General features: G+C 41.4%; 19 protein-coding genes and 8 tRNA genes (1 of these 27 running past the window's edge). 23 read left to right on the forward strand and 4 right to left on the reverse strand.

The window, feature by feature from the left end:
* The first annotated feature begins 42 nt into the window (after window positions 1–42).
* The 8 genes from nagX to NDQ71_RS00710 all read left to right on the forward strand — a co-directional run bounded on the left by nagX (window position 43) and on the right by NDQ71_RS00710 (window position 7,702).
* Window positions 43–1,185 (forward strand): transmembrane glucosamine N-acetyltransferase NagX, encoded by a 1,143-nt coding sequence (gene nagX / locus NDQ71_RS00675; protein WP_301562064.1) that lies wholly within the window; start codon window positions 43–45, stop codon window positions 1,183–1,185.
* A 215-nt stretch (window positions 1,186–1,400) separates the two neighbouring features.
* Entirely contained in the window at window positions 1,401–2,195 is a 795-nt protein-coding gene (gene nagB, locus NDQ71_RS00680) for a glucosamine-6-phosphate deaminase (protein ID WP_301562065.1), read from the forward strand.
* 134 nt (window positions 2,196–2,329) lie between these two features.
* On the forward strand, window positions 2,330–3,253 hold the full coding sequence (nudC, locus tag NDQ71_RS00685) for an NAD(+) diphosphatase (RefSeq protein ID WP_301562066.1): 924 nt from the start codon (window positions 2,330–2,332) through the stop codon (window positions 3,251–3,253).
* Between the two features lie 40 nt (window positions 3,254–3,293).
* Window positions 3,294–4,472 (forward strand): cystathionine beta-lyase, encoded by a 1,179-nt coding sequence (locus NDQ71_RS00690; RefSeq protein WP_301562067.1) that lies wholly within the window; start codon window positions 3,294–3,296, stop codon window positions 4,470–4,472.
* 123 nt (window positions 4,473–4,595) lie between these two features.
* A complete protein-coding gene (locus tag NDQ71_RS00695) occupies window positions 4,596–5,414 on the forward strand; it encodes an ABC transporter permease subunit (RefSeq protein WP_192541975.1) in 819 nt (272 codons plus the stop codon).
* Window positions 5,411–6,325, forward strand: coding sequence for an ABC transporter ATP-binding protein (locus tag NDQ71_RS00700; protein ID WP_192541976.1), 915 nt, complete (start codon window positions 5,411–5,413; stop codon window positions 6,323–6,325). The genes NDQ71_RS00695 and NDQ71_RS00700 overlap by 4 nt, the downstream gene beginning before the upstream one ends.
* On the forward strand, window positions 6,325–6,699 hold the full coding sequence (locus tag NDQ71_RS00705) for a PH domain-containing protein (RefSeq protein WP_064668306.1): 375 nt from the start codon (window positions 6,325–6,327) through the stop codon (window positions 6,697–6,699). Before NDQ71_RS00700 ends, NDQ71_RS00705 begins: the two co-directional genes overlap by 1 nt.
* Before the next feature lie 208 nt (window positions 6,700–6,907).
* Complete coding sequence (locus NDQ71_RS00710) at window positions 6,908–7,702, forward strand: putative porin (protein ID WP_283710887.1); 795 nt, start codon at window positions 6,908–6,910, stop codon at window positions 7,700–7,702.
* An 84-nt stretch (window positions 7,703–7,786) separates the two neighbouring features.
* Here the strand turns inward: NDQ71_RS00710 and NDQ71_RS00715 are convergent, their stop codons facing one another.
* Entirely contained in the window at window positions 7,787–9,631 is a 1,845-nt protein-coding gene (locus NDQ71_RS00715) for a M2 family metallopeptidase (RefSeq protein ID WP_301562068.1), read from the reverse strand.
* A 182-nt stretch (window positions 9,632–9,813) separates the two neighbouring features.
* Here NDQ71_RS00715 and NDQ71_RS00720 point away from each other — a divergent pair, with 182 nt between their 5' ends.
* Entirely contained in the window at window positions 9,814–10,950 is a 1,137-nt protein-coding gene (locus tag NDQ71_RS00720) for an ISAs1 family transposase (protein WP_024602346.1), read from the forward strand.
* Between the two features lie 96 nt (window positions 10,951–11,046).
* Window positions 11,047–13,323 carry an acyl-CoA dehydrogenase gene (locus NDQ71_RS00725; protein ID WP_064668303.1) on the forward strand — a complete coding sequence of 759 codons (2,277 nt, stop codon included), beginning with the start codon at window positions 11,047–11,049 and terminating at the stop codon, window positions 13,321–13,323.
* A 102-nt stretch (window positions 13,324–13,425) separates the two neighbouring features.
* Here NDQ71_RS00725 and NDQ71_RS00730 read toward each other — a convergent pair whose 3' ends face one another.
* Window positions 13,426–13,866 carry a hypothetical protein gene (locus tag NDQ71_RS00730; RefSeq protein ID WP_301562069.1) on the reverse strand — a complete coding sequence of 147 codons (441 nt, stop codon included), beginning with the start codon at window positions 13,864–13,866 and terminating at the stop codon, window positions 13,426–13,428.
* 140 nt (window positions 13,867–14,006) lie between these two features.
* Entirely contained in the window at window positions 14,007–14,975 is a 969-nt protein-coding gene (cysK, locus tag NDQ71_RS00735) for a cysteine synthase A (RefSeq protein ID WP_064668301.1), read from the reverse strand.
* Between the two features lie 344 nt (window positions 14,976–15,319).
* Here cysK and NDQ71_RS00740 point away from each other — a divergent pair, with 344 nt between their 5' ends.
* From NDQ71_RS00740 to NDQ71_RS00800, 13 genes are all read left to right on the forward strand, one after another.
* Complete coding sequence (locus NDQ71_RS00740; protein WP_064668300.1) at window positions 15,320–16,471, forward strand: dicarboxylate/amino acid:cation symporter; 1,152 nt, start codon at window positions 15,320–15,322, stop codon at window positions 16,469–16,471.
* A 109-nt stretch (window positions 16,472–16,580) separates the two neighbouring features.
* Window positions 16,581–17,231 (forward strand): UvrY/SirA/GacA family response regulator transcription factor, encoded by a 651-nt coding sequence (uvrY, locus tag NDQ71_RS00745; RefSeq protein ID WP_016707677.1) that lies wholly within the window; start codon window positions 16,581–16,583, stop codon window positions 17,229–17,231.
* 9 nt (window positions 17,232–17,240) lie between these two features.
* The gene (gene uvrC / locus NDQ71_RS00750; RefSeq protein ID WP_301562070.1) at window positions 17,241–19,064 is read left to right on the forward strand and encodes an excinuclease ABC subunit UvrC; all 1,824 of its coding nucleotides are present in this window, start codon (window positions 17,241–17,243) and stop codon (window positions 19,062–19,064) included.
* A gap of 42 nt (window positions 19,065–19,106) precedes the next feature.
* Window positions 19,107–19,652: a CDP-diacylglycerol--glycerol-3-phosphate 3-phosphatidyltransferase gene (gene pgsA / locus NDQ71_RS00755; RefSeq protein WP_064668298.1), complete on the forward strand. Its 546-nt coding sequence runs from the start codon at window positions 19,107–19,109 to the stop codon at window positions 19,650–19,652.
* A gap of 217 nt (window positions 19,653–19,869) precedes the next feature.
* Window positions 19,870–19,945, forward strand: a tRNA-Gly gene (locus tag NDQ71_RS00760).
* 30 nt (window positions 19,946–19,975) lie between these two features.
* Window positions 19,976–20,049, forward strand: a tRNA-Cys gene (locus NDQ71_RS00765).
* A gap of 37 nt (window positions 20,050–20,086) precedes the next feature.
* Window positions 20,087–20,173, forward strand: a tRNA-Leu gene (locus NDQ71_RS00770).
* A 90-nt stretch (window positions 20,174–20,263) separates the two neighbouring features.
* Window positions 20,264–20,339: transfer RNA gene (locus NDQ71_RS00775), tRNA-Gly, on the forward strand.
* A 39-nt stretch (window positions 20,340–20,378) separates the two neighbouring features.
* A tRNA-Leu gene (locus tag NDQ71_RS00780) sits at window positions 20,379–20,465 on the forward strand.
* Between the two features lie 129 nt (window positions 20,466–20,594).
* Window positions 20,595–20,670: transfer RNA gene (locus NDQ71_RS00785), tRNA-Gly, on the forward strand.
* A gap of 18 nt (window positions 20,671–20,688) precedes the next feature.
* Window positions 20,689–20,762 (forward strand) — tRNA-Cys (locus NDQ71_RS00790).
* 37 nt (window positions 20,763–20,799) lie between these two features.
* A tRNA-Leu gene (locus tag NDQ71_RS00795) sits at window positions 20,800–20,886 on the forward strand.
* 135 nt (window positions 20,887–21,021) lie between these two features.
* On the forward strand, window positions 21,022–21,471 hold the full coding sequence (locus NDQ71_RS00800; RefSeq protein WP_283710883.1) for a hypothetical protein: 450 nt from the start codon (window positions 21,022–21,024) through the stop codon (window positions 21,469–21,471).
* 60 nt (window positions 21,472–21,531) lie between these two features.
* Here NDQ71_RS00800 and NDQ71_RS00805 read toward each other — a convergent pair whose 3' ends face one another.
* Window positions 21,532–22,408, reverse strand: partial view of a sodium:alanine symporter family protein gene (locus tag NDQ71_RS00805; protein ID WP_301562071.1) — the 3' portion only. The gene runs 545 nt beyond the window's last position; the window shows 877 of its 1,422 coding nt (coding positions 546–1,422); the start codon falls outside the window, past its right edge; the stop codon is at window positions 21,532–21,534.

The raw sequence follows: 22,408 nt of genomic DNA on the forward strand, positions 1-22,408 counted from the left end.
GCCGTTGTACCGCGGGGCTTTTTTGTTTTATGAGTAAAGAATATGACAACAACAAGCACAGTTGAAAAACCGAATAAAAAACGGCTTGCGTCACTTGATGCATTACGTGGTATGGATATGTTTTGGATTTTGGGTGGACAATCTATCTTTACCGCTCTATTTGTATTAACCGGCTGGACTGGCTGGAAAGTCTTCGAAGCACATACCGTACATAGTACTTGGCATGGTTTTACTTTTTACGATTTAATTTTCCCGTTATTTATCTTTCTATCTGGCGTGGCAATGGGGCTGGCTCCGAAGCGTATTGATCACCTCAGTTGGATTGAGCGAAAAGTTTATTACCGTAAAGCGGTAAAGCGTTTGCTGTTATTATCTGCATTAGGGGTAATGTATAACCATGGCTGGGGCACCGGTATTCCTTTAGCGTTTGATGAAATTCGTTACGCTAGTGTACTGGGTCGTATTGCAATTGCGTGGTTTTTTTGTGCAATGTTGGTTTGGCATACTAGTATTCGCACGCAAGTATTTACTGCCATAGGTTTATTGCGAGGTTATTGGTTATTAATGTGCTTTATCCCTGTGCCAGGCGGCGTTGCTGGCGATTTAAGCGCTGCGGGTAGTTGGAATGCATGGTTTGATACACATTTTTTACCGGGTATTAGTTATCAAAATCGTCCTGTTGATCCTGAAGGGATCTTATCAAGTTTTCCAGCGGTTATTAATGCCATGATTGGCGTTTTTGCAGGGCAACTCATTAGTAGAGCACAGCAAATTGGTGAGTGGAAAACAGCAAGTCTACTATTTATAGCCGGTGTGATCAGTGTCTGCCTCGGTTGGTTATGGGATTTACAGTTCCCAGTTAATAAGGAGCTATGGACAAGTTCTTTTGTACTTGTCACGGTAGGGTGGAGCGCGATATTACTGGCGGCGTTCTATGTATTGGTTGATATTTTGAATGGTCAAAAACTAGCCTACCCATTTGTCATTATTGGCGCCAACTCAATTATTATTTATTTAGCGTCAAGTTTAGTGGATTGGACATATATAAGCCGTAGTGTATTTGGTGGATTTATTAATGCCGCTCCTGAACTTTGGCAGCCACTATTTGGCGTTATCGCTTTGTTATTAGTACAAATCCTTGTTTTACATTGGATGTACAAGCGTAAAATATTTGTCAGTGTATAAAACGTGCAACTAGAAAACAGTAAAAAAACAACTTTTTATTCACTTTTACTTTACAAACGAAAGTGGAATGGTAATAATGACAGCGTTGTCATAATAGTGTTAACCAAACAGTGTATCCCTGTATGGTTTGATCTAAGGCCCAATTCGATTGCACGTGGAATTGGGACTTAGATCCCATTTTTTCATCAACTAATTTAATGACTGAGCAAACAAATATGCAAATAGTAATTTTAAATGATGCAGCAGCCGTAGCTGCCTATGGCGCAAATATTTTCGCAGCCCAATTACAAAAAAAACCAACATCAGTGCTCGGTTTAGCAACGGGCTCTACGCCGGTTGCGTTATATCAACAATTAATCGCTAAAAATAAAGCCGGTGATATCTCATTTTCTCAAGCGACAACATTTAATTTAGATGAATACTTAGGTTTAGCGGGTGATCATCCACAAAGTTATCGTTACTTTATGAACGAGCAACTATTCAGTCATGTTGATATCAATAAAGAAAATACTTTTGTGCCGCCCGGTGATGCCGTAAATCCAATTACTGCATGTAAAGAATATGAAGACAAAATAGCTAAAGCAGGTGGCGTTGATGTGCAGTTATTAGGCATTGGCCGAAATGGCCATATCGGGTTTAACGAGCCTTCATCGGGTCTATGTTCACGTACTCGCGTAAAAACCCTGACTAAAGCAACCGTTGATGATAATGCCCGCTTTTTTGCTGAGGATGAATATCAACCTCATCTATCTATTACCATGGGCATTGGGACTATTTTAGAAGCAAAAAAGGTTGTGTTACTTGCTACCGGTGAAAATAAGGCCGATGCAGTACACGCCATGATTGAAGGCCCGTTAATGGCTAAATGTCCAGCCTCTGCACTTCAGTTACATAAAGATGCTGTAATTGTTATTGATAAAGCAGCCGCAAGCAAACTTGAAGATTTAGAGTTTTATCAGCATATCGAAGCTGAAAATCAAAAATTACAGGCACATTTAGCTACATTGTAATTATTAAAAGAATTCATTGTGTGTTTAAAAAAGTCCGTAAGGGCTTTTTTTTTGCCTGTTTATCAGTGAGTAATAATTGGGTTTAGGTGAGTGTTATGGTAGTTTTAGCCATCTAAACAATTAAAAGGACGAGCATGCTTAATTACACTGCTATGTCGTTAAATCGGGCATCAAATTTACGTAAAGAGCCAAGCTGGTTTGCAGCTCAAGTCAATGAGCACAGTCGTTGGTTATTAGTGAATAATAATCAGACCTTATTTGACAGTAATAGCTATTCAGTGACGTTTTTGAGCTTCGCAACAGTGTGTAATTTAGATTTAACTGAGGCGATATTCTTAGGCTTAGATGAGCAACAAACCAGCCATTTTGCACTTGATGTAAGCCAATTAGATGAAGTGCTATTAGCAAAACTGATTGGTGATGCTGAGTTTGTTGATATTCGTCGTTATGGCGTTAACGTTGCGCTTGAACAAGGCTCCATGGCGGCACTTGCGCGTGGTTTGTGTTACTGGCATGCAACACATCGCTATTGCGGACGTTGTGGGAGCGAAAATACCCTTGTTGAGGCAGGCCATTCGCGCTTATGCACTAATGAGCAGTGTAAGCATCAAACATTTCCACGCACAGATCCCGCAGTGATCATGGTGGTAACGCGTACCTTTGCCGATGGCATTGAGCGTTGTTTATTGGGTCGCAAAGCGATATGGGCGCCCGGTATGTACTCGTCTTTAGCTGGTTTTGTTGACCCTGGAGAGAGCCTTGAACAAGCTGTAGCACGGGAAGTGATGGAAGAAGCTGGTATTGTTGTTGGCAATGTTCGTTATATTGCCTCACAACCATGGCCGTTTCCGTCATCAATTATGTTGGGTTTTATAGCTGAAGCTGTTACCGAAGACATTCACGTAGATAAAGATGAACTAGATGATGCGCAGTGGTTTAGCCGAGAAGAGCTTAAACGCTTTGGTAATTGGCATGAAGAAGGTGAGCATTTTAAATTACCTCGGACAGACTCAATATCACGCTATTTAATTGATCACTGGTGTAATTTAAACGATTAAGCATTGTGTAATGCATGTATAAAATTTTAAGGATTAAGAAATGACGACAAGTAATAAAAATACGCTGTTAGTCAGTGCTGGACGTAAAAAAGCCTATACTCAAGGCGTTGTTAACCCTGTAGTGCAACGAGCGTCAACAGTTGTTTTTGATTCCGTGGCCGAACTCAAAGAAGCGGCAAAAAAACGCGGCGATAAAACGCTATTTTATGGCCGTCGCGGTACCACCACACATTTTGCACTGCAAGAAGCAATCACTGAACTGGAAGGCGGAGAAGGTTGCGCGCTGTATCCATGCGGCGCGGCGGCTATTAGTAGTGCGTTATTGGCTTTTGTGAAAGCTGGCGATCATATCTTAATGGTTGATAATGCTTATGAACCAACCCGTGATTTTTGCGATAAAATTTTAGCAGGGTTTGGTGTTGAAACTACCTATTATCCGCCAACAATTGGTGCGGGTATCAAAGCACTTATCAAAGAAAACACTAAAGTGTTATTTTTAGAGTCGCCAGGCTCTATTACGATGGAAGTGCAAGATGTACCGGCAATGGTTGCTGTTGCCAATGAACAAGGCGTAATGACCATGCTGGATAACACTTATGGCAATGGCTTGCATTATCGCCCATTAGAACACGGTGTTGATATTAGCATTCAAGCTGCGACTAAATATATTGTTGGTCACTCTGACGTGATGATGGGCGTTGCTGTAGCGAATAAAAAATACTGGCCAACTCTACGTGAGCAATCTTATTTGCTTGGTCAATGTACCTCAGCTGACGATGCTTATTTAGCGCTTAGGGGGTTGCGTACTATGGCGGTACGTTTAAACCAGCATGAAAAAGCCGCTATTAAAGTGGCAAACTGGCTAGAGCAACATCCACTGGTTGATCATATTCGTCACCCTGCATTTGAGAGTTGCCCTGGGCATGAGTTTTTCAAACGTGATTTTGATGGCAGTAATGGTTTATTCTCATTTGTAATGAAAGAAGGTAATCAAGGGGCGATAGATGCCTTTTTAGATAGCCTTGAGCACTTCAAAATGGGCTTTTCGTGGGGCGGCTTTGAGAGTTTAGTGACCGCAAATTTAACAATGAAAGGCCTGCGTTCAGCGACGGGGTGGCAGCTGGGTCCGGTGATCCGCTTACATATTGGCCTTGAAGATGTAGACGATTTAATTACGGATTTAACACAGGCATTGGACGTGTATAAGCAACATTTATAAATGTTTACTTGTTACATTTAAATCCATTGTTACAAAGCTCACCATTTGGTGAGCTTTTTTTTGCTAGTAATTCAACACGTTTGCCCTTAGTGTAAGCTGTATATCGATTAAATAGGAATATCTGTGACACAATTACACCCACAGCGATTATTGAAAATTGCCCAGTTTGAACTAGTAAGGTTATTTTTGACTAAGCGAGGTTTACTGGCGGTTGCGGCTTTTGCAATATGCTGGTTACTCATTCTACGCTACCCAATTGGGCAAGCGGTAAGCTTGATTAGCTCCCCCGAGATAGCTGAATTAGCACAGCAAGTGTTTGGTGCTATAGGGTTAAGTAAATTGCTCGATTGGCCTGAGGCTGAGCTTGCTATGTATTGGTTAATCGCGCTGTACAGCTTCCCAAGTTTTTGCCTATTTTTATGCAGTGACCAACTTGTTGGTGACAAGCAACGAGGCACGCTTAGATTTTTATCGCTAAGAGCAACCCGTAACGAAATGCTGTTTGGTCGGTTTTTAGGGCAAGTGTTTATTTTGGCCGCGCTGTTAATTGTGACCTTAGTGGCTGCTGTCGCAGTGATGGCATTTCGTGAGCCTGCATTATTAATGACGGGTTTAAGTCGCAGTTTCATGTTGTTCTGTTACCTTTTAATAGCCGTTTTACCCTTTATAGCACTGATGACTTTATTAAATACATTTGCGCGTTCGGCACGTTTAACCGTGGTGCTGGCCGTGTTATTTTTTGCTGGCGGAAATATTGTCGTTGGTCTATTGAGTTGGCAAATTCCTGCGATGGCAATTCTTGATTATATTTTCCCTGGAGTACAGTTAGATCAAATGGCGGGGCAAAATGCAGGATTGTTTAACAGTTTAGCTATTCCCGTTATTCAAACCGTGGTTATGTTAGCCCTAGCCCAGCGTATTTTTGTAAGGAGTTCATTATGAGCACATTAATACAAGCAACAGGTTTAACTAAGCAGTACGGTAGTAAATTAGCACTTGATAATGTGAGTTTTGAAATTCAAAAAGGTGCGCCTGTTGCCTTAGTCGGACCTAATGGGGCAGGTAAAACCACGCTGTTTAGCCTGTTATGCGGTTATATATTACCGACAAAGGGCACGCTCAGCATTTTAGGCCATAACCCAGGCAGCAGTGAGTTATTTGGCAAACTCAGTGCGCTGCCGCAAGATGCGCAACTTGATCCCCGTTTTAGTATTTCTCATCAACTCGCGTTTTATGGCCAGTTGCAAGGGCTTTCATCTAAACAAAGTCAAGCAGAAGCAATCCGTGTCCTTGAATTGGTAGGGCTGGCAGAAGCTGCCAAACAACGCGCCGATGATTTATCGCATGGTATGCGCAAGCGGGTCACAATAGGGCAGGCACTGATCGGTAAACCGCAAATTGTGATGCTCGATGAAGCCACCGCAGGGCTTGATCCCATTCATGCCCGTGAAATACGTCAATTAGTTTCCGAATTGAGCTCAGAGGCGACCTTTATTTTAAGCTCACACGATCTGACCGAGCTAGAACGTTTATGTTCACATGTATTGCATCTTGATAAGGGCAAGCTTACTGAGCATCCCAAGCAAAACAATAGTAATGAACAGCAAATTGGCTTTATCACCTTGTTATTAAATGAGCAATACGCTGATGTTGAGGCAAAAATTCAAGCTCTGCCAGATGTATCCAAGGTATATATGAGCCAAGCGAAAGAGTATGTTATTGAGTATCAAAAAACAGCCACACCATTTGATATCACGCTATTACAATTTTGTTATCAGCAAGGGTGGCGTTACCGCCAATTAGTAAATGGACACACACTAGAGAATCAAATTTTTAAACAGGAGACAGTATAATGGGTTTATTAAGTGGATTAATGGGCAATGCTAGCGAAGTTGATGACGCTGATTTAGAAAAAGTATTAGCGAATACCTTGATTGAGGGTGAGCAAGTAGAAAAAGCTTATAAGGTTGTACGCGATATGTTTATATTTACTAACAAACGTTTAATTTTACTCGACAAGCAAGGTGTGACTGGCTCAAAAATGGAAATGATCAGTATTGCTTATTCAAAAATTACTAAGTTTAGTAAAGAAAGTGCTGGGCACTTTGATCTAGATGCGGAATTAAAAATTTGGGTGGGCTCTGATCCAACTCCAATTAGTAAAGATTTTAAATCCGGTGATAACATCAATGATGTTTATCGCATCATCAGTCAGTATGCCCTGTAAAGATAAGAAAAATGTAGTGATTGTTCCAGTAATCGCTACATTATTTTTGCAATAGCTTACATAACTTTACATTTCCCCAATTAATACAATGGCTTAGTTGGTTTTTCATTAAGTTCCCATTCAGTTAACTCGAGTTAGCATGTCCCCCGTCTTAGCCAGTCGGTTAAAACATGTAGCAATCAACAATGTAAAATAGGGAAATCTTTTTATGAAAAAATTAGCAGTTATTATTTCGAGTATTCTTCTTTCAAGCGCCGCGACTGCTGCGGACAATTATCAGTCAATCAGCCATTTAGGATATATGGACACTGATGGCAACGACACTGTAAGCGTTGATTCAACGTATTACTTCTCTCCAAAAGCGACTTTAGGTCCTTACGATCAATTCGAGTACATCAATAAGCAAACTAATGTTTATGGTGCATACACAGATAATGATTTTAGCGATGTCGCTACCATTGGTGGTGAATATTTCTTACAAGATTTTGTTCTAGGTGCTGAGTACAGCAATAATGACTTTGACGCAGGTTCAAGCATTGATGTAATTAAACTGTCTGCAGGTTACTTCTTTAATCCTAATCTTCTTTTAAAAGCAACGTTTATCGATGTTGAAGATGCTGACAATCAAGTTATGTTTGATTTAGCATACAACCACCAGTTAAACAGCACAGATTACATCGGTTTCACTGTAACATCTGATGACGAGTTTGATTACCGCGCCGTGAACGCTAAATACTTCATGGATCTTAAGCAAGGTAACTACCTAACTGTTGAAGGTACTGTTTCAGATACTGATAATGGTAGCAGCTCTTGGGAACTTGGTTCAAACTACTACTTCACTAAAGCAACATCAGCGTTTGTTACATTTAACAAAAACGATGATTACACGTTTGGTGCTCAACATTTCTTCAACAAAAATGTTGGTTTAAAAGCAGGTTACGGTAATAACTGGGATGATTCTGGTTATGACGCTTACTTTGCAAATGTAAGCTTACAGTTCTAATCAAACTGTAAATTAGTACTGCAATACTAACAAAGCCCGCTCAATTGAGCGGGCTTTTGCATTTTTGCTATTTAACTAGTTTGCTTACCAACCACATTGACGGCCTTTATTTTGCTCATCAAGGTATTTTTGCAGTGGCGCAAAGTAATCAAGTAGGGCTGTTGCATCCATTTCAGGCTTACCTGTTACTGTGGCTAAAGCTTCTTGCCAAGGACGACTTGAACCCATTTTTAGCATCGCATTGAGTTTTTCACCGGCTTCTTTAGAGTTATATACTGAGCAGCGATGAATGGCTTCTTTGTTACCAGCAATTTCACATAAACTACGGTGGAAATCAAATTGTAAAATATGCGCTAAGAAGTAACGGGTATACGGTGTGTTACCTGACACATGATATTTTGCACCTGGATCAAAGTCAGCTTCACTACGTGCGATTGGGGCCTTTACACCTTGGTATTTTTCACGTAGCTCCCACCATGCCTTATTGTAGTTTTCTGGCGTTACTGCACCTGAAAATACTTGCCAACGCCATTGATCCACAAGCAAACCAAATGGAATAAACGCGACTTTATCCAGCGCCATTTTCATTAGTAAGCCAATATCTTTAGATTCATCAGGCACTTGTTCTAATAAACCAATTTCTTTTAAGTAACCAGGTGTTACCGAAAGCGCAATGGTATCGCCAATGGCTTCGTGAAAACCGTCGTTAGCACTTTCTTGATAATAAAGCGGTTGGGTATTGTAAGCGCGTTGATAGAAGTTGTGACCTAACTCGTGGTGAATAACCGAAAACTCTTCGCCAGTACGTTGAATACACATTTTAATGCGTAGGTCGTCTTTGCTATCTATATTCCACGCTGAGGCATGGCACTGCACATCACGATCAGCAGGCTTGGTGAATAACGAGCGTTCATAAAAAGTGTCAGGTAAAGGCGCAAAGCCCATAGAAGTGAAGAATTTCTCAGCGCCTTGCACCATTTTTAATTCATCGTAGTTATGCTCGGCGAGTAACGCGGTGACATCATAGCCTGGATCGGCATTTTCGGGTGCAACGACATCGTAAATATTGCCCCAAGTCTGTGCCCACATATTACCTAACAAATGTGCTGGTATTGGTTGATCTTGCGGTACTTTATCTTCGCCATACTTTTCACCCAACTTGGCACGAACATGACAATGCAGTGAGTCATACAGTGGTTTTACTTGGCCCCAGATCCGATCAAGCTCTGTTGCAAAGTCATCAGCGGGCATGTCGTATTTACTACGCCACATTGCGCCGGTGTCGGCATAGCCAAGCTCTTTCGCACCTTCATTGGTTAATACGACTTGCTGCTCATACAGTGGACGCATTGGCTTTGAAACCTGACGCCAGCCCTGCCATAAATCCAGTAGCTCGTTGTAATCACGACTGGTGGCCATTGTTGCTGTCATATCACCAAGGCTTAAGCAGCTACCGTCGTCTTTACAGTATTTTCCTTTGCCGTACATACCACCAAGTTCAGCCACCAGCTGTGACAATTTTGCTGTTTTCTCAGCATCTTGTGGCGCAGGTAAAGTGAGTGCTAATTTTAATTTATCCAGTTTACGACGGGCGTCGTAGTCAAGTTCAAGTGCATCGAACTGAGCGGCTTCGTTTGCCAGGCGAACGACTGCCGCAGTCATTTTACGGTTTACTTCTGCAGAGAGTGCAGATGTGTCATGCGTAATAAAATTTGCGTAAATCCATTCTGCACGGCTTGATTCTAAGTATAGCGCGTTAAGCTCTTGCTCGGTTGCATCTAAAAATGCTTGCGCATCCTTTGCAGTGACCGCTGCAGGGCTGGTAGTTTGCGTTGTGGTGTTACTCACTTCTTGATTACAGCCAGTTAATGCTAATGTGCTGGCAACCATTATGGCGCTCAAACTGAGCTTAAAATGTGGAGTAGTCATGTTGACCCTTATATTTGTTATTTATCGCATTGGATAATAGCAGTGTCTCTTTGTTAGGCAAAGTTTCTCAGTATTTGCGTTGCTATCACGGGTAAAGCTCACGGCAAGATCATTATAAATTGAACTTATAGAATATGTAGTGATCAGATCAAGGCATAATAATCACCTTGGTCACGTAAAATATGAGCGCTACTTTTCTGAAACACTTTAATTCAATTACCGATCCTCGCATTGAACGCTGTAAAAAGCATGAGCTTATCGATATTCTCCTTTTAGCCATTAGTGCAGTAATCTCCGGTGCACAAGGATGGGAGGATATTGAAGACTTTGGGCATCTAAAACTTGATTGGTTAAAAAGATATGGCGCTTTCAACGCGGGTATTCCAAGACACGACACCATAGCCCGTGTCATTTGTCGGTTAAAATCAGATGAAATAGAGCATGCATTTCAATCTTGGATATCTTCACTTATTGAAACCACGGGTGCTGATATTATTGCTATGGATGGAAAAACTGCACGTCGTTCATTTACAACCAAAGATAGAAAAAGTGCTTTACATACCGTCAGTGCATGGAGCTGCCAACACCAGTTAGTTTTAGGGCAAACAGCCGTTGATAGCAAAACAAATGAAATCACAGCCATACCTGAGTTACTCACCATGCTAGATATTGAAAATAGCATCATTACACTTGATGCTATGGGCTGCCAGCAAGAAATAGCGAAACAAATAATTAAACAAAAAGCTGATTATATCCTAGCGCTCAAAGGTAACCATTCAGGTATGCAGAGTGAATTAGAAGCTTGGTGGCACAAGAGTGAGCGCGAAGGATTGACCAATAGCAACTATGATAAACATACCGAAATAAGCTCAGGGCATGGGCGCATTGAAACAAGGGTTTGTCAGCAATTGCTTATTGATAAAAGCTGGTTAGATAAAATCTACCAATGGTCTGGCTTAAAGAGTGTTATTCAAGTAACCGCTGAGGTTCACGATAAATCATCAGGTACAGACACGATAGAAACGCGTTGGTATATTAGTTCGTTAGCGTTAGGTGCGGAGCAAGCACTTAATGCGGTACGAAGCCACTGGCAGGTTGAAAGTATGCATTGGATGTTGGATATGAACTTTAGGGAAGATGAATCAAGAATCCGTAAGAAGCAAGGACCCCTTGTTTTTAACGTAATGAGAAAAATAGCCATGGCGTTATTTAAACAAGATACAACTAAAACAGCCAGTATGGCGAGAAAAAAGAAAATGGCAGGGCTAGACGATGATTATCGCTCAACCCTGTTAGAATCTGGGATTAAAATGCGCTAGCCGTGGGGTAAAGCTCGTTAACAGTGACATTGTATTTATCAAAGGATCGGTCATAATTAAGCCAATGCATTTCAATAATTAATAAGGATAGTTTTCATGTCAGTATTTATCTTGTTACTGGTGGTAGTAATCGTTATTTTTGCGGTTAAAGATATCCGCTTAAACTTAGTTAGCCGCCCGACATTTAAAATGTTTAAAAGAGTGCTTCCGCCGCTTTCACAAACAGAGCGAGAAGCGATGGAGGCGGGCGACGTTTGGTGGGATGGAGAACTGTTTAGCGGTAATCCAGATTGGCAGGTATTGCACAGCTACCCAAAGCCAGAGCTTAGTGAGAAAGAGCGGGCATTTTTAGATAATGAAGTCGAAACATTACTGGCAATGCTTGACGATTATCAAATTGTACAAAAAGATAAAGACTTACCGGCAGAGGTTTGGGATTACCTAAAAACCCAAGGTTTTTTTGCGATGATCATCCCAGAAAAATTTGGTGGTCGGCAGTTTTCTGCAATCGCAAATTCAACCATAGTCGCTAAAATTGCCACTAAAAGCTTAACCGCAGCAGTCACTGTGATGGTGCCCAATAGTTTAGGCCCCGGTGAATTGTTATTACATTATGGTACTAAAGAGCAACAGGAGCGTTGGTTACCGAGTTTAGCTAATGGTAAAGATGTACCTTGCTTTGCACTAACGGGCCCTGAAGCTGGCTCCGATGCGGGCAGCATTCCTGATTCAGGGGTCGTATGTAAAGGTGAGTTTGAAGGTAAAGAAGTATTGGGTCTGCGTTTAAATTGGTCAAAGCGTTATATTACACTGGCACCTGTAGCGACAGTGCTAGGGCTTGCTTTTAAAATGTATGATCCGGACGGATTACTTGGTAAACACAAAGAGCTTGGTATTACCTGTGCGCTGATCCCCACAGATCATCCGGGAGTTGAAACCGGAGAACGTCATTTGCCACTAAATATGGCGTTTATGAATGGTACAACGTACGGTAAAGATGTGTTCATTCCGCTTGATTGGATCATCGGTGGTCAACAAGGGGCCGGGCGAGGCTGGCGCATGTTGGTTGAATGTTTAAGTGCAGGACGGGGGATTTCATTACCGGCCCTTAGTAGTGCAACAGGGCACTTATGTTCACGAATGACGTCAGCGTATGCCACAGTTCGCCAACAGTTCGGTGTTTCTATAGGTCAGTTTGAAGGTGTGCAAGAAGCGCTTGGTCGCATTGGTGGTTTAACCTATAGCCTTGAAGCATGTCGATTAATGACCGCAGGCGCCATTGATTTAAAACTAAGTCCGTCAGTGGTGACTGCCATCGCTAAATACCATATGACAGAAATGGGTCGTACGGTGATGAATGATGCAATGGATATTCACTCCGGCAAAGGAATACAAGTTGGTCCAAATAACTATTTAGCCCACGGTTATATGGGGATCCCGGTCTCAATTACTGTTGAAGGTGCTAATATTTTAACCCGTAACTTGATGATCTTTGGTCAAGGCGCAACCCGTTGTCATCCATTTGTGCTCAAAGAAATGGAAGCTGCGGCGATGGAAGATGATGATTTAGCACTCAAAGAATTCGATTCACTATTACTGCAACACATCATATTTGCTGCCACCAATGCTGGGATGGCATTCGTGCATGGTTTAACGCGCAGCTACTTTGCTAAATCGCCCGTGTGTGGTGCCACTGCAACTTATTATAAGCAACTTGGACGAATGAGCCGTGGACTTGCTTTTAGTACTGATGTGGCCATGTTAGTGCTTGGCGGTGAGCTTAAACGCAAAGAGATGATTTCAGCGCGCTTAGGAGATGTGTTAAGCCATTTGTATTTGGCATCTTGTGTATTAAAACGCTTTGAAGATGAAGGACGACAACAGGCTGATTTACCCTTTGTTAAATACGCTGTGGAGTTATCACTGTTCGAAATTGGCCAAGCATTTGACGGCTTCTTTAAAAACTTTTCGAACCCGGTTGTTAACTTTATCCTTAAACGTATCGTATTTCCGCTTGGTAACCATTACCAGCGGCCAAGTGATGAAATTGCGCAAGAAATTTGTGAGCATATGACGCAACCAGGGGTATTTAGAAATCGTTTAACCCATTTATGCCATGTTGATGAAAATGCAGGCACAGGGGTGATGGAAAATGCATTCATGGCCATGCATGACACTAGCGCTGCATTTAAACGGTTGAAAAAGTGGCAACGTGAGGGCACCCTTAATCGTAATCATGATATCGAGACGGCGATTAACAGTGCGCGTGAAAAACAGTTGATCACCGATGAACAAGCAGAAAAACTGCACGGAGCTAATAATTTACGTAAGCAAGCCATTGCAGTCGATAATTATAAAGCGGGTGAATTATAACTTTAGGGTAATTGATTTACGCTGAAATAAAGAAAGCCTTGCAGACGCAAGGCTTTTTGTTAATTAACCAGCGCTAAGCTAGTTTTGGTAATTATCTACTTTTTAACGTGCAAATGGATCGGCATTGATTTTATCAACATACCAATTGCCTTTTTTACGAACCATTTTTACACTGCGCATATCGTCAACTTTATTACCATTGAATTGGCCAGTAAAAATTAAGTTGATATTTGCGGTATCTCCGTATTGCTCCCTTAAGTTCATATTTGTCATATCGACTTCAATGACGACATTATCGTATTGCATGTTGACTAAATTACGAGCAAACTGCTTTGAGGTGCCATACGATTTCATGATCCGCGCCATTCTTGGCGTTGCCATGGTACTGGCTTTATTAAGATCTTGTTCGTTGTAAAGCGTATCAAAGAACAGTGCTGCGCTATTTCCAGGGGTATTTTTCTCACCTTTTGGTGCATTGTCACCACCGCAGCCGTTCAGTAGTAATAAAAATGTAGCAGTAAACAGAGTTATAAATAATTTCATTAGATAAATAGACTTATTAGTGATGATTTAGTGTGTGACGAAATGCGGCAGATGTAAAGTTTACGGTATGAATTAGTGATGTTAGTGCAATAAATAATAAAAAAGGATGCATTTAGCATCCTTTTTAAAGGTAAATACAATTATTGCACAAGCTCTTGTTCAGAAAACTCTTCAGCAAAAAGCGGGCTTGATAAATAACGCTCTGTTGCACTTGGTAAAATAACCACTACGTTCTTACCTGCATTTTCAGGCAGTTCTGCAATACGCTTTGCAGCAACAACCGCAGCGCCCGATGAAATACCGACTAAGATACCTTCGTCTTTCATCAGTTTGTGAGCCATTTCAATGGCTTCTTCATTTGAAACAAGTTCAGCGCCATCAATCACACTAAGGTCTAAGTTGCCAGGAATGAAACCTGCGCCAATACCTTGAATTTTATGAGGGCCAGGTTTAATTTCTTCACCCGCTAACGTTTGACTGATCACTGGAGAGTTTGTTGGCTCTACAGCGATTGATTTAACATCAAGGCCTTTTTCAAGTTTTAAATAGCGACTAACACCCGTAATGGTACCACCCGTGCCAACACCTGCGACGAAGAAATCAACGTTACCGTCAGTTGCTGCAAAAATTTCAGGGCCGGTTGTTTCAAAGTGAATTTTTGGGTTCGCTGGATTTTCAAACTGTTGCAATAGGATGAACTTTTCAGGATCGCTGGCTTGAATTTCTTTTGCTTTTTCAATTGCTCCATTCATCCCTTTAGCGCCATCGGTTAATACTAAATTAGCACCTAATGCTTTTAGTAATTTACGACGTTCAAGGCTCATGGTGTTTGGCATAGTAAGTGTTAACTTGTAACCACGTGAAGCAGCTACAAATGCAAGCGCAATACCTGTATTACCTGATGTTGGCTCAATTAATTCTTTATCTTTTGTCAGCTCACCTGATTTTTCAGCTTCCCAGATCATTGATGCACCGATACGGCATTTTACACTAAAACTAGGGTTACGGGATTCAACTTTAGCAAAAATATTACCAGTAGTGACACGGTTTAGTTTTACTAATGGTGTATTACCAATACTGAGTGAGTTATCTTCAAAAATTGTAGACATAATGTTCCCTTAGGTGCAATTTATTCAATCGGGACCGATTTTATGCAATCGATCTGTAATAATGACACTTTACTGTTGAATTAAAAAAACTAAAGTAAAGTTTGGCTATAAGATATACCCAAACGACTTATAGTTGAATGAAATAAAAACAGCTTAACGTTCACATGCACTAGATCATACTGAACAAGGTATAGCATATTATAATGGCTAAGAAATTAGGCTGGGTGTTTAATGATAAAAATGATGGTATTTTGTGCAAACAGGCTGCTATTAATCGGTTTTATGATACAAGTAATTAAAAACATGTTAAAACCACATCCACCAAAATTTATAAAGTGATCACAATGACATTAATCTTAAAATTAATTGCCGGCATATTGGGCGGTATTTTAGTGGGCTTGTATGTTCCACTGACTGGAGTTGAGCTCCTCTACACAGTAAAAGAAATAATTGGCCAGTTGATCACTTTTACGATTCCGTTAATTATTTTGTTCTTTATTGCCTCTGGTATTGCTGGTTTACCGAAAGGGTCAGGCCATTTATTGGGTAAAACTGTCGGCTTTGCATATGGCTCAACAATTATAGCTGGTACTTTAGCTGTGTTGGCTGTCAGCGCTATTATTCCATTATTTGATGGCGGTTTAACCTTTGAAGCCGAAGTTGCGACTGAGGTAGCCAGTTTTATCGATTTAGAAATTCCACCACTTATGGGTGTGATGACTGCACTTGCAACGGCATTTGTATTCGGTATTGGTATGAGCCAATTGCAACTAGAAACACTGAGAAAAGTATCAGATCAAGGTCGTGACGTAATTGATGGTTTATTAGCGAAAGTCATTATTCCAGCATTACCTTTTTATATCGCAGGTGTATTTGCTGAAATGACAGTGGCAGGTACTGTTGTCGATACCTTACAAACATTTGGTGTGGTACTCATTGCAGCACTTATTATGCATTGGCTTTGGTTAAGCATTTTATATATTGGTACTGGGGTATTATTAAAGCGCAACCCGATTGAGTTAATTAAAAATATGCTCCCAGCCTATTTTACCGCATTAGGTACAATGTCTAGTGCGGCGACGATCCCAGTATCACTTCGTTCAAGTAAAGCCAATAATGTAAAAGAAGACGTAGCAAATTTTACCGTACCACTGTGCGCCACTATACACTTATCAGGTTCAACAATTACTATCGTTACATGTGCGATGGCGGTAATGTTTTTATCACCTAATATGGATGTTCCTTCATTATTCGGTATGTTGCCATTTATCATGATGCTAGGTGTGGTGATGATTGCAGCACCTGGTGCACCGGGTGGCGCTGTAATGTCGGCATTAGGTTTGTTAACCAGCATGCTAGGATTTAATGAAGGTGCCGTGGCGTTAATGATCGCGCTTTACCTTGCCCAAGACAGCTTTGGCACTGCTTGTAATGTGACCGGTGATGGTGTAATTGCATTGTGGGTAGACCGCTTTAGTGAAAAAGCGTCTTCTTAAATTTAGTTATCCGAAGCGATATTTGAGTTATCGTTTCGGGCTTTCTGTGTTAGTGTGCTGTATTAAATTGTCACAATGACATGCTGTTAGGTTATATGAGGGTGTCCCATTGATTAATGTACTTTTAGTTGATGACCATGAGCTCGTACGAACGGGTATCAAACGTATTTTAGATGATGTTCGTGGGTTTAAAGTAATTGGTGAAGCTAAAACAGGTGAAGAGGCTGTGCAATTTTGCCGTCAACATTCTCCTGATATTGTGCTAATGGACATGAATATGCCAGGTATTGGCGGACTAGAAGCGACTAAAAAGATTTGCCGCTATTGCCCAGACGTGAAAATCATCGTGCTAACTGTGCATTGTGAAGATCCATTCCCAAGCAAAGTGATGCAAATTGGTGCCCATGGTTATTTAACCAAAGGCGCAGGCTCTGACGAAATGGTTAATGCTATTCGCGCAGTAAATGCGGGGCAACGTTATATTGCACCAGAAATAGCGCAGCAAATTGCTTTAGCACAAGTAACTGGTCGTACAGATGAAAGCCCATTTCAGAGTTTATCTGAGCGCGAATTACAGATCATGCTAATGATCACCAAAGGTGAGAAGGTGCAAGATATTGCTGAGCGCCTTAATTTAAGCTCTAAAACAGTGAACAGCTATCGTTATAGAATGTTTGAAAAGCTCAATGTTGGTGGTGATGTTGAACTTACCCATTTAGCGATTCGCCATAAGATGATTGACATCGACAGCGCCCATTAGCCTTGCCCCATGGCAGAATTTGATCACGCCCACTTCTTAAAAACACTATCAAGCGATCCAGGCGTTTACCGGATGCTTGATAGTGACGACAAGGTTATTTACGTTGGTAAAGCGAAAAACCTTAAAAAACGTGTTAGCAGCTATTTTCGTAGTAATGTTACCGATGGTAAAACGCGCGCCTTAGTTAGTAATATTAGCGATATTGATATCACTTTAACTAACACCGAGACTGAAGCTTTACTGCTTGAAAATAATCTAATAAAAAAATACCAGCCTCGTTACAACATATTACTGCGTGATGATAAATCCTACCCGTATATTTTATTAACAGCACATACACACCCGAGACTTGCATTTCATCGTGGCAGTCGCAAAGTAAAAGGCGAGTATTTTGGGCCATTTCCAAGTGCTGGCGCTGTTTCTGAAAGCTTGCGGTTAATGCAAAAAATATTTCCAGTTCGTCAATGCGAAGATGCGTATTATCGTGCTCGTAGCCGGCCATGTTTACAATTTCAATTAAAACGTTGCTCCGCACCATGCACTGGCGAAGTTAGCGATGATGAATATAGCCAGCAAGTGGATTTTGTGCGCAAATTTTTAGCGGGTAAATCCCATGAAGTTATTGCAAGTTTAATAACTAAAATGGAAGCAGCTAGCCAAGCATTGCAGTTTGAACTAGCGGCGAAAGTACGCGACCAAATAATGCTGCTGCGGAAAATGCAAGAGCAACAGTCTATCTCAGGTAATTATGCTGAAATGGATGTGGTCGGCTTTGCTCATCTCAATGGTCTTAATGGTATTCACTTATTGATGATCCGCGATCATAAAGTGCTTGGTAGTAAAACTTACTTTCCTAAAGTACCCAAAGACTCACAGCAACAAGAAATACTATCATCATTTCTTGGTCAATATTATTTAGCGCTAGGTGCGACAGGGCGCATAGCAAAAGAAGTGATTTTACCATTTGTGATTGATGAAGCTGATGTACTGGGTGAGGCGTTAAGCCAAGTAAGCGAGAGAAAAGTCACTTTAAAAACAGTAACACGCGGTGAGCGCGCGAAATACTTGCAGCTCGCTAATAAGAATGCGCTTAATAGCATTACCGTAAAGCAAAGCACTCAAGATTCAATTAATAAACGTTACGCGCAGCTTAAAGCAACGCTCGGTCTTGATGATATTAGCCGCATGGAATGTTTTGATATTAGCCATACCATGGGTGAAAACACGGTAGCAAGTTGTGTGGTATTTGACTCCCAAGGGCCTAACAATAAAGAATATCGACGCTTTAATGTGACAGGGATCACCGGTGGCGATGATTACGCTGCAATGGAGTTTGCATTAAACAAACGTTACAACAAGTTAGTAGATGAAGATAAAATTCCAGATGTAATTTTTATCGATGGCGGTAAAGGCCAGTTATCACGCGCTGAGCAGTACTTCTCAACTTGGCCGCATGCAAAAATGCCGTTGCTAGTCGGTGTAGCAAAAGGCACCAGCCGAAAACCTGGGCTTGAAACGCTGTTAATCGATGGGGGTCGTAAAACTATTCCAATGGACTCAGACGCCCCAGCACTGCATCTCATTCAGCATATCCGCGACGAATCACATCGATTCGCGATTGCTGGGCATCGTAATAAGCGTCAAAAACAACGTACACAATCACTATTAGAAGAGATAAGTGGAGTAGGCTCAACACGCCGCCAAACATTATTAAAATTTTTAGGGGGCATGCAGGGAGTAAAAGCTGCTAATATAGACCAATTAAAGCAAGTACCCGGGATCAGCTCTGACATGGCTGAGAAGATATTTAACCATTTGCATGACAAGGGCTAGCCCTTCATGCGAATATAGAAAAAAAGACATCCTCAAGTAGTTATGTGGAATATTCCAAACACACTCACAACATTTAGACTTTTTCTTATCCCCATTTTCTTGGTGGTATTTTACTTGCCTTACTCATGGGCTTTCTTTGCTGCTGCCTTTATTTTTTGGCTAGCCTCAATCACTGACATTCTCGATGGCTATTTAGCGCGCAAGCTTGAGCAGTCTACGCCTTTTGGTGCATTCTTAGACCCTGTTGCTGATAAAGTCATGGTGTGTACGGCATTGGTTGCGTTGGCGAGTTATTATCAATCAATGTATATGACTATCCCGGCTTTAATTATAATAAGCAGAGAAATTGTGATATCAGCATTGCGTGAATGGATGGCTGAGCAAGGCAAGCGTGGCAATGTAGCTGTATCCAATATGGGCAAGTTTAAAACGGCTGCACAAATGTTAGCCATCATTGGACTTATTTGGCAGTACGATAGCTGGATGATGTATTTAAGTTATGCCTTATTGTACATTGCGACCTTCTTAACGGTGACTTCTATGCTGCAATATTTGATAGCAGCGTGGTCTGAATTGACTAAAAATTGAGTCTAAACGTATAATAACGCACCGTTTTAGATAAAAAATAATCAAACAGTTCAAAACTAGCATTTTTTGTATTGACGCGTTTAATAATCTCTGTAGAATGCGTCCGTGTTGAGAGGGCATAGCCCCTTAGATAAACCAAGTAACACAAGTTGAGTTGCTAGAATGTCATACCGCGATATAGTCGCGCAGTGACATATTAACAACTTACAAGTATTAAGCGGCACTAGCTCAGTTGGTAGAGCGCGACCTTGCCAAGGTCGAGGTCACGAGTTCGAGCCTCGTGTGCCGCTCCAGTTTATCTTAAAGGCTAACCCAGATGTTGGGGCGGAATGGCAGAGTGGCCATGCACCGGATTGCAAATCCGTCTACCTCGGTTCGACTCCGGGTTCCGCCTCCATTTCAACACTCCACATGCTTTAAATAGCAAACTCGATGCCCGAGTGGTGGAATTGGTAGACACAAGGGATTTAAAATCCCTCGACTAACAAGTCGTGCCGGTTCAAGTCCGGCCTCGGGCACCACTTTGTGGTTTAGTTACACCGCCAAATGTAACTTATAAAAACTATATTACATAAATTCGTTTATGTGATTTTATTTAGAATTAATATGATGCGGCACTAGCTCAGTTGGTAGAGCGCGACCTTGCCAAGGTCGAGGTCACGAGTTCGAGCCTCGTGTGCCGCTCCATATTAGTTTTATCCACTTGCTTTAAATAGCAAGCTCGATGCCCGAGTGGTGGAATTGGTAGACACAAGGGATTTAAAATCCCTCGACTAACAAGTCGTGCCGGTTCAAGTCCGGCCTCGGGCACCACTTTTAATTATTTACCAAAATAATTAAAAGCTGATAAAATAAATTTTATTTTCGGCACTCGTCCAGTTGCCAGAATGTTTTACTGCGCTATCGTCGCACATTAACATGCAAATTACTGACAAAGTTTATGCGGCACTAGCTCAGTTGGTAGAGCGCGACCTTGCCAAGGTCGAGGTCACGAGTTCGAGCCTCGTGTGCCGCTCCAAATTATTTGATATATTTAGGCGGAATGGCAGAGTGGCCATGCACCGGATTGCAAATCCGTTTACCCCGGTTCGACTCCGGGTTCCGCCTCCAAATAATTACTCCACACGCTTTAATTAGCAAACTCGATGCCCGAGTGGTGGAATTGGTAGACACAAGGGATTTAAAATCCCTCGACTAACAAGTCGTGCCGGTTCAAGTCCGGCCTCGGGCACCACTTTATCTTTCCTATTTTTAATTTTCTTATCCAAATCATATAATCTACGTAATTAATCTAATTTAAATAAATCATCTAGCTAGCTATTTTTGATATACACTTAACTTTCATTCATGTTTGAAAGGATTTACGGGTATGGATAATTTTAAACAGGGTCTCAATCAATTTTGGGTTGGTGCTGTTTTTGGTGTTTGCTTAGCCTTATCACTGATACTAATTCCTCTAGCAATCGTTATGTCTACGGTTAATGATGTGCTCAAAATTCAAGAAGTCAGTACACTTGTGACGCAAGTGAGTCAGATGGTCGAAAACACTCAAGATAAATTAGCTACTACAAAGCAAAAGCTTGTTTCATTTTCTTTTATAGATGTTGATAAAACAACATTGCTGAAAGTGATCAGTACAGTTCAAGACTATCAATTACAAGCTCACACATCACTCTCGCAGACACAAAAACAGGCATTACGCGAGCAATTGCAAGAGAAGCTGCAACAAGAACTTTCGCAAACACTGAGCTCAGAGCAGCGTGCATTAGCAGTAAAGTTGTTTAACCGTTTTGTGGCAACTGAAACTGAAGAGAATTAATCATATAGCTAAGATCAAAAAAGGGAGCACCTAGGCTCCCTATTGATTCATATAAGTGCTTTAGCGTTTATGCCAAATACCTTTTGGTATCGTTTTATCAAGCTGCTGATGCTGAGTTGGGTCGAAAGTAGGCAACTTACCTGCTTTACGTTGTGCGGTATAATCATTAGCAAGCCAGATCACTACGCCAGATAACATAAACAGTGCAATCACATTCACTATTGCCATTAAACCCATTGAAATATCGGCTAATGTCCAAATTAATCCTAAATCACTCACAGAGCCAAACATCACCATAGCAAGAACAATCAGACGGAATATAAGCATACCGTGTTCGTGATTGTGCTCTAAAAACAGTAGGTTGGTTTCAGCGTATGAATAGTTGGCTACAATCGAAGTGAAAGCAAAGAACAATATCGCAATCGCTACAAACACCGCGCCCCAACTGCCAACGTGTTCTTCAAGTGCGGCTTGTGTTAAAGCAATACCCGTAACACCAGAATCCGCTACTAATTGATCAGATAATAAGATCAGTGCAGCGGTTGCACTACATATAACAACAGTATCAATAAATACCCCAAGCATTTGTACATAACCTTGTGATGCTGGATGCGGTGGATTTGGTGTGGCTGTTGCCGCCGCATTAGCTGCACTACCCATACCCGCTTCGTTTGAGAATAAGCCCCGTTTGATACCTTGGATCATCGCTTGCATAACACCATAACCAATAGCACCGGCACCGGCTTGCTCTATTCCAAATGCACTATTGATAATACGCATAAACACAGTCGGTAATTCTGATGCATTCATTGCACACACATATAATGCAACAAGTAAGTACGCTAAGGCCATAAATGGTACAACCATTTCAGCAAAACGTGAAATCGTTTTTAAGCCACCAAAAATAATGATCCCAGAGCCTGCGACAAGCACTAAA

It is taken from the genome of Pseudoalteromonas sp. KG3 (assembly GCF_030436385.1).
Classification (GTDB): Bacteria; Pseudomonadota; Gammaproteobacteria; order Enterobacterales; family Alteromonadaceae; genus Pseudoalteromonas; species Pseudoalteromonas prydzensis.

What these genes read in the sequence shown, in the direction of transcription:
- nagX (WP_301562064.1), top strand. Translation starts at nt 43, where the DNA reads ATGACAACAACAAGCACAGTTGAAAAACCGAATAAAAAACGGCTTGCG.
- nagB (WP_301562065.1), top strand. Translation starts at nt 1,401, where the DNA reads ATGCAAATAGTAATTTTAAATGATGCAGCAGCCGTAGCTGCCTATGGC.
- nudC (WP_301562066.1), top strand. Translation starts at nt 2,330, where the DNA reads ATGCTTAATTACACTGCTATGTCGTTAAATCGGGCATCAAATTTACGT.
- NDQ71_RS00690 (WP_301562067.1), top strand. Translation starts at nt 3,294, where the DNA reads ATGACGACAAGTAATAAAAATACGCTGTTAGTCAGTGCTGGACGTAAA.
- NDQ71_RS00700 (WP_192541976.1), top strand. Translation starts at nt 5,411, where the DNA reads ATGAGCACATTAATACAAGCAACAGGTTTAACTAAGCAGTACGGTAGT.
- NDQ71_RS00705 (WP_064668306.1), top strand. Translation starts at nt 6,325, where the DNA reads ATGGGTTTATTAAGTGGATTAATGGGCAATGCTAGCGAAGTTGATGAC.
- NDQ71_RS00710 (WP_283710887.1), top strand. Translation starts at nt 6,908, where the DNA reads ATGAAAAAATTAGCAGTTATTATTTCGAGTATTCTTCTTTCAAGCGCC.
- NDQ71_RS00715 (WP_301562068.1), bottom strand. Translation starts at nt 9,631, where the DNA reads ATGACTACTCCACATTTTAAGCTCAGTTTGAGCGCCATAATGGTTGCC.
- NDQ71_RS00720 (WP_024602346.1), top strand. Translation starts at nt 9,814, where the DNA reads ATGAGCGCTACTTTTCTGAAACACTTTAATTCAATTACCGATCCTCGC.
- NDQ71_RS00725 (WP_064668303.1), top strand. Translation starts at nt 11,047, where the DNA reads ATGTCAGTATTTATCTTGTTACTGGTGGTAGTAATCGTTATTTTTGCG.
- NDQ71_RS00730 (WP_301562069.1), bottom strand. Translation starts at nt 13,866, where the DNA reads ATGAAATTATTTATAACTCTGTTTACTGCTACATTTTTATTACTACTG.
- cysK (WP_064668301.1), bottom strand. Translation starts at nt 14,975, where the DNA reads ATGTCTACAATTTTTGAAGATAACTCACTCAGTATTGGTAATACACCA.
- NDQ71_RS00740 (WP_064668300.1), top strand. Translation starts at nt 15,320, where the DNA reads ATGACATTAATCTTAAAATTAATTGCCGGCATATTGGGCGGTATTTTA.
- uvrC (WP_301562070.1), top strand. Translation starts at nt 17,241, where the DNA reads ATGGCAGAATTTGATCACGCCCACTTCTTAAAAACACTATCAAGCGAT.
- pgsA (WP_064668298.1), top strand. Translation starts at nt 19,107, where the DNA reads ATGTGGAATATTCCAAACACACTCACAACATTTAGACTTTTTCTTATC.
- NDQ71_RS00800 (WP_283710883.1), top strand. Translation starts at nt 21,022, where the DNA reads ATGGATAATTTTAAACAGGGTCTCAATCAATTTTGGGTTGGTGCTGTT.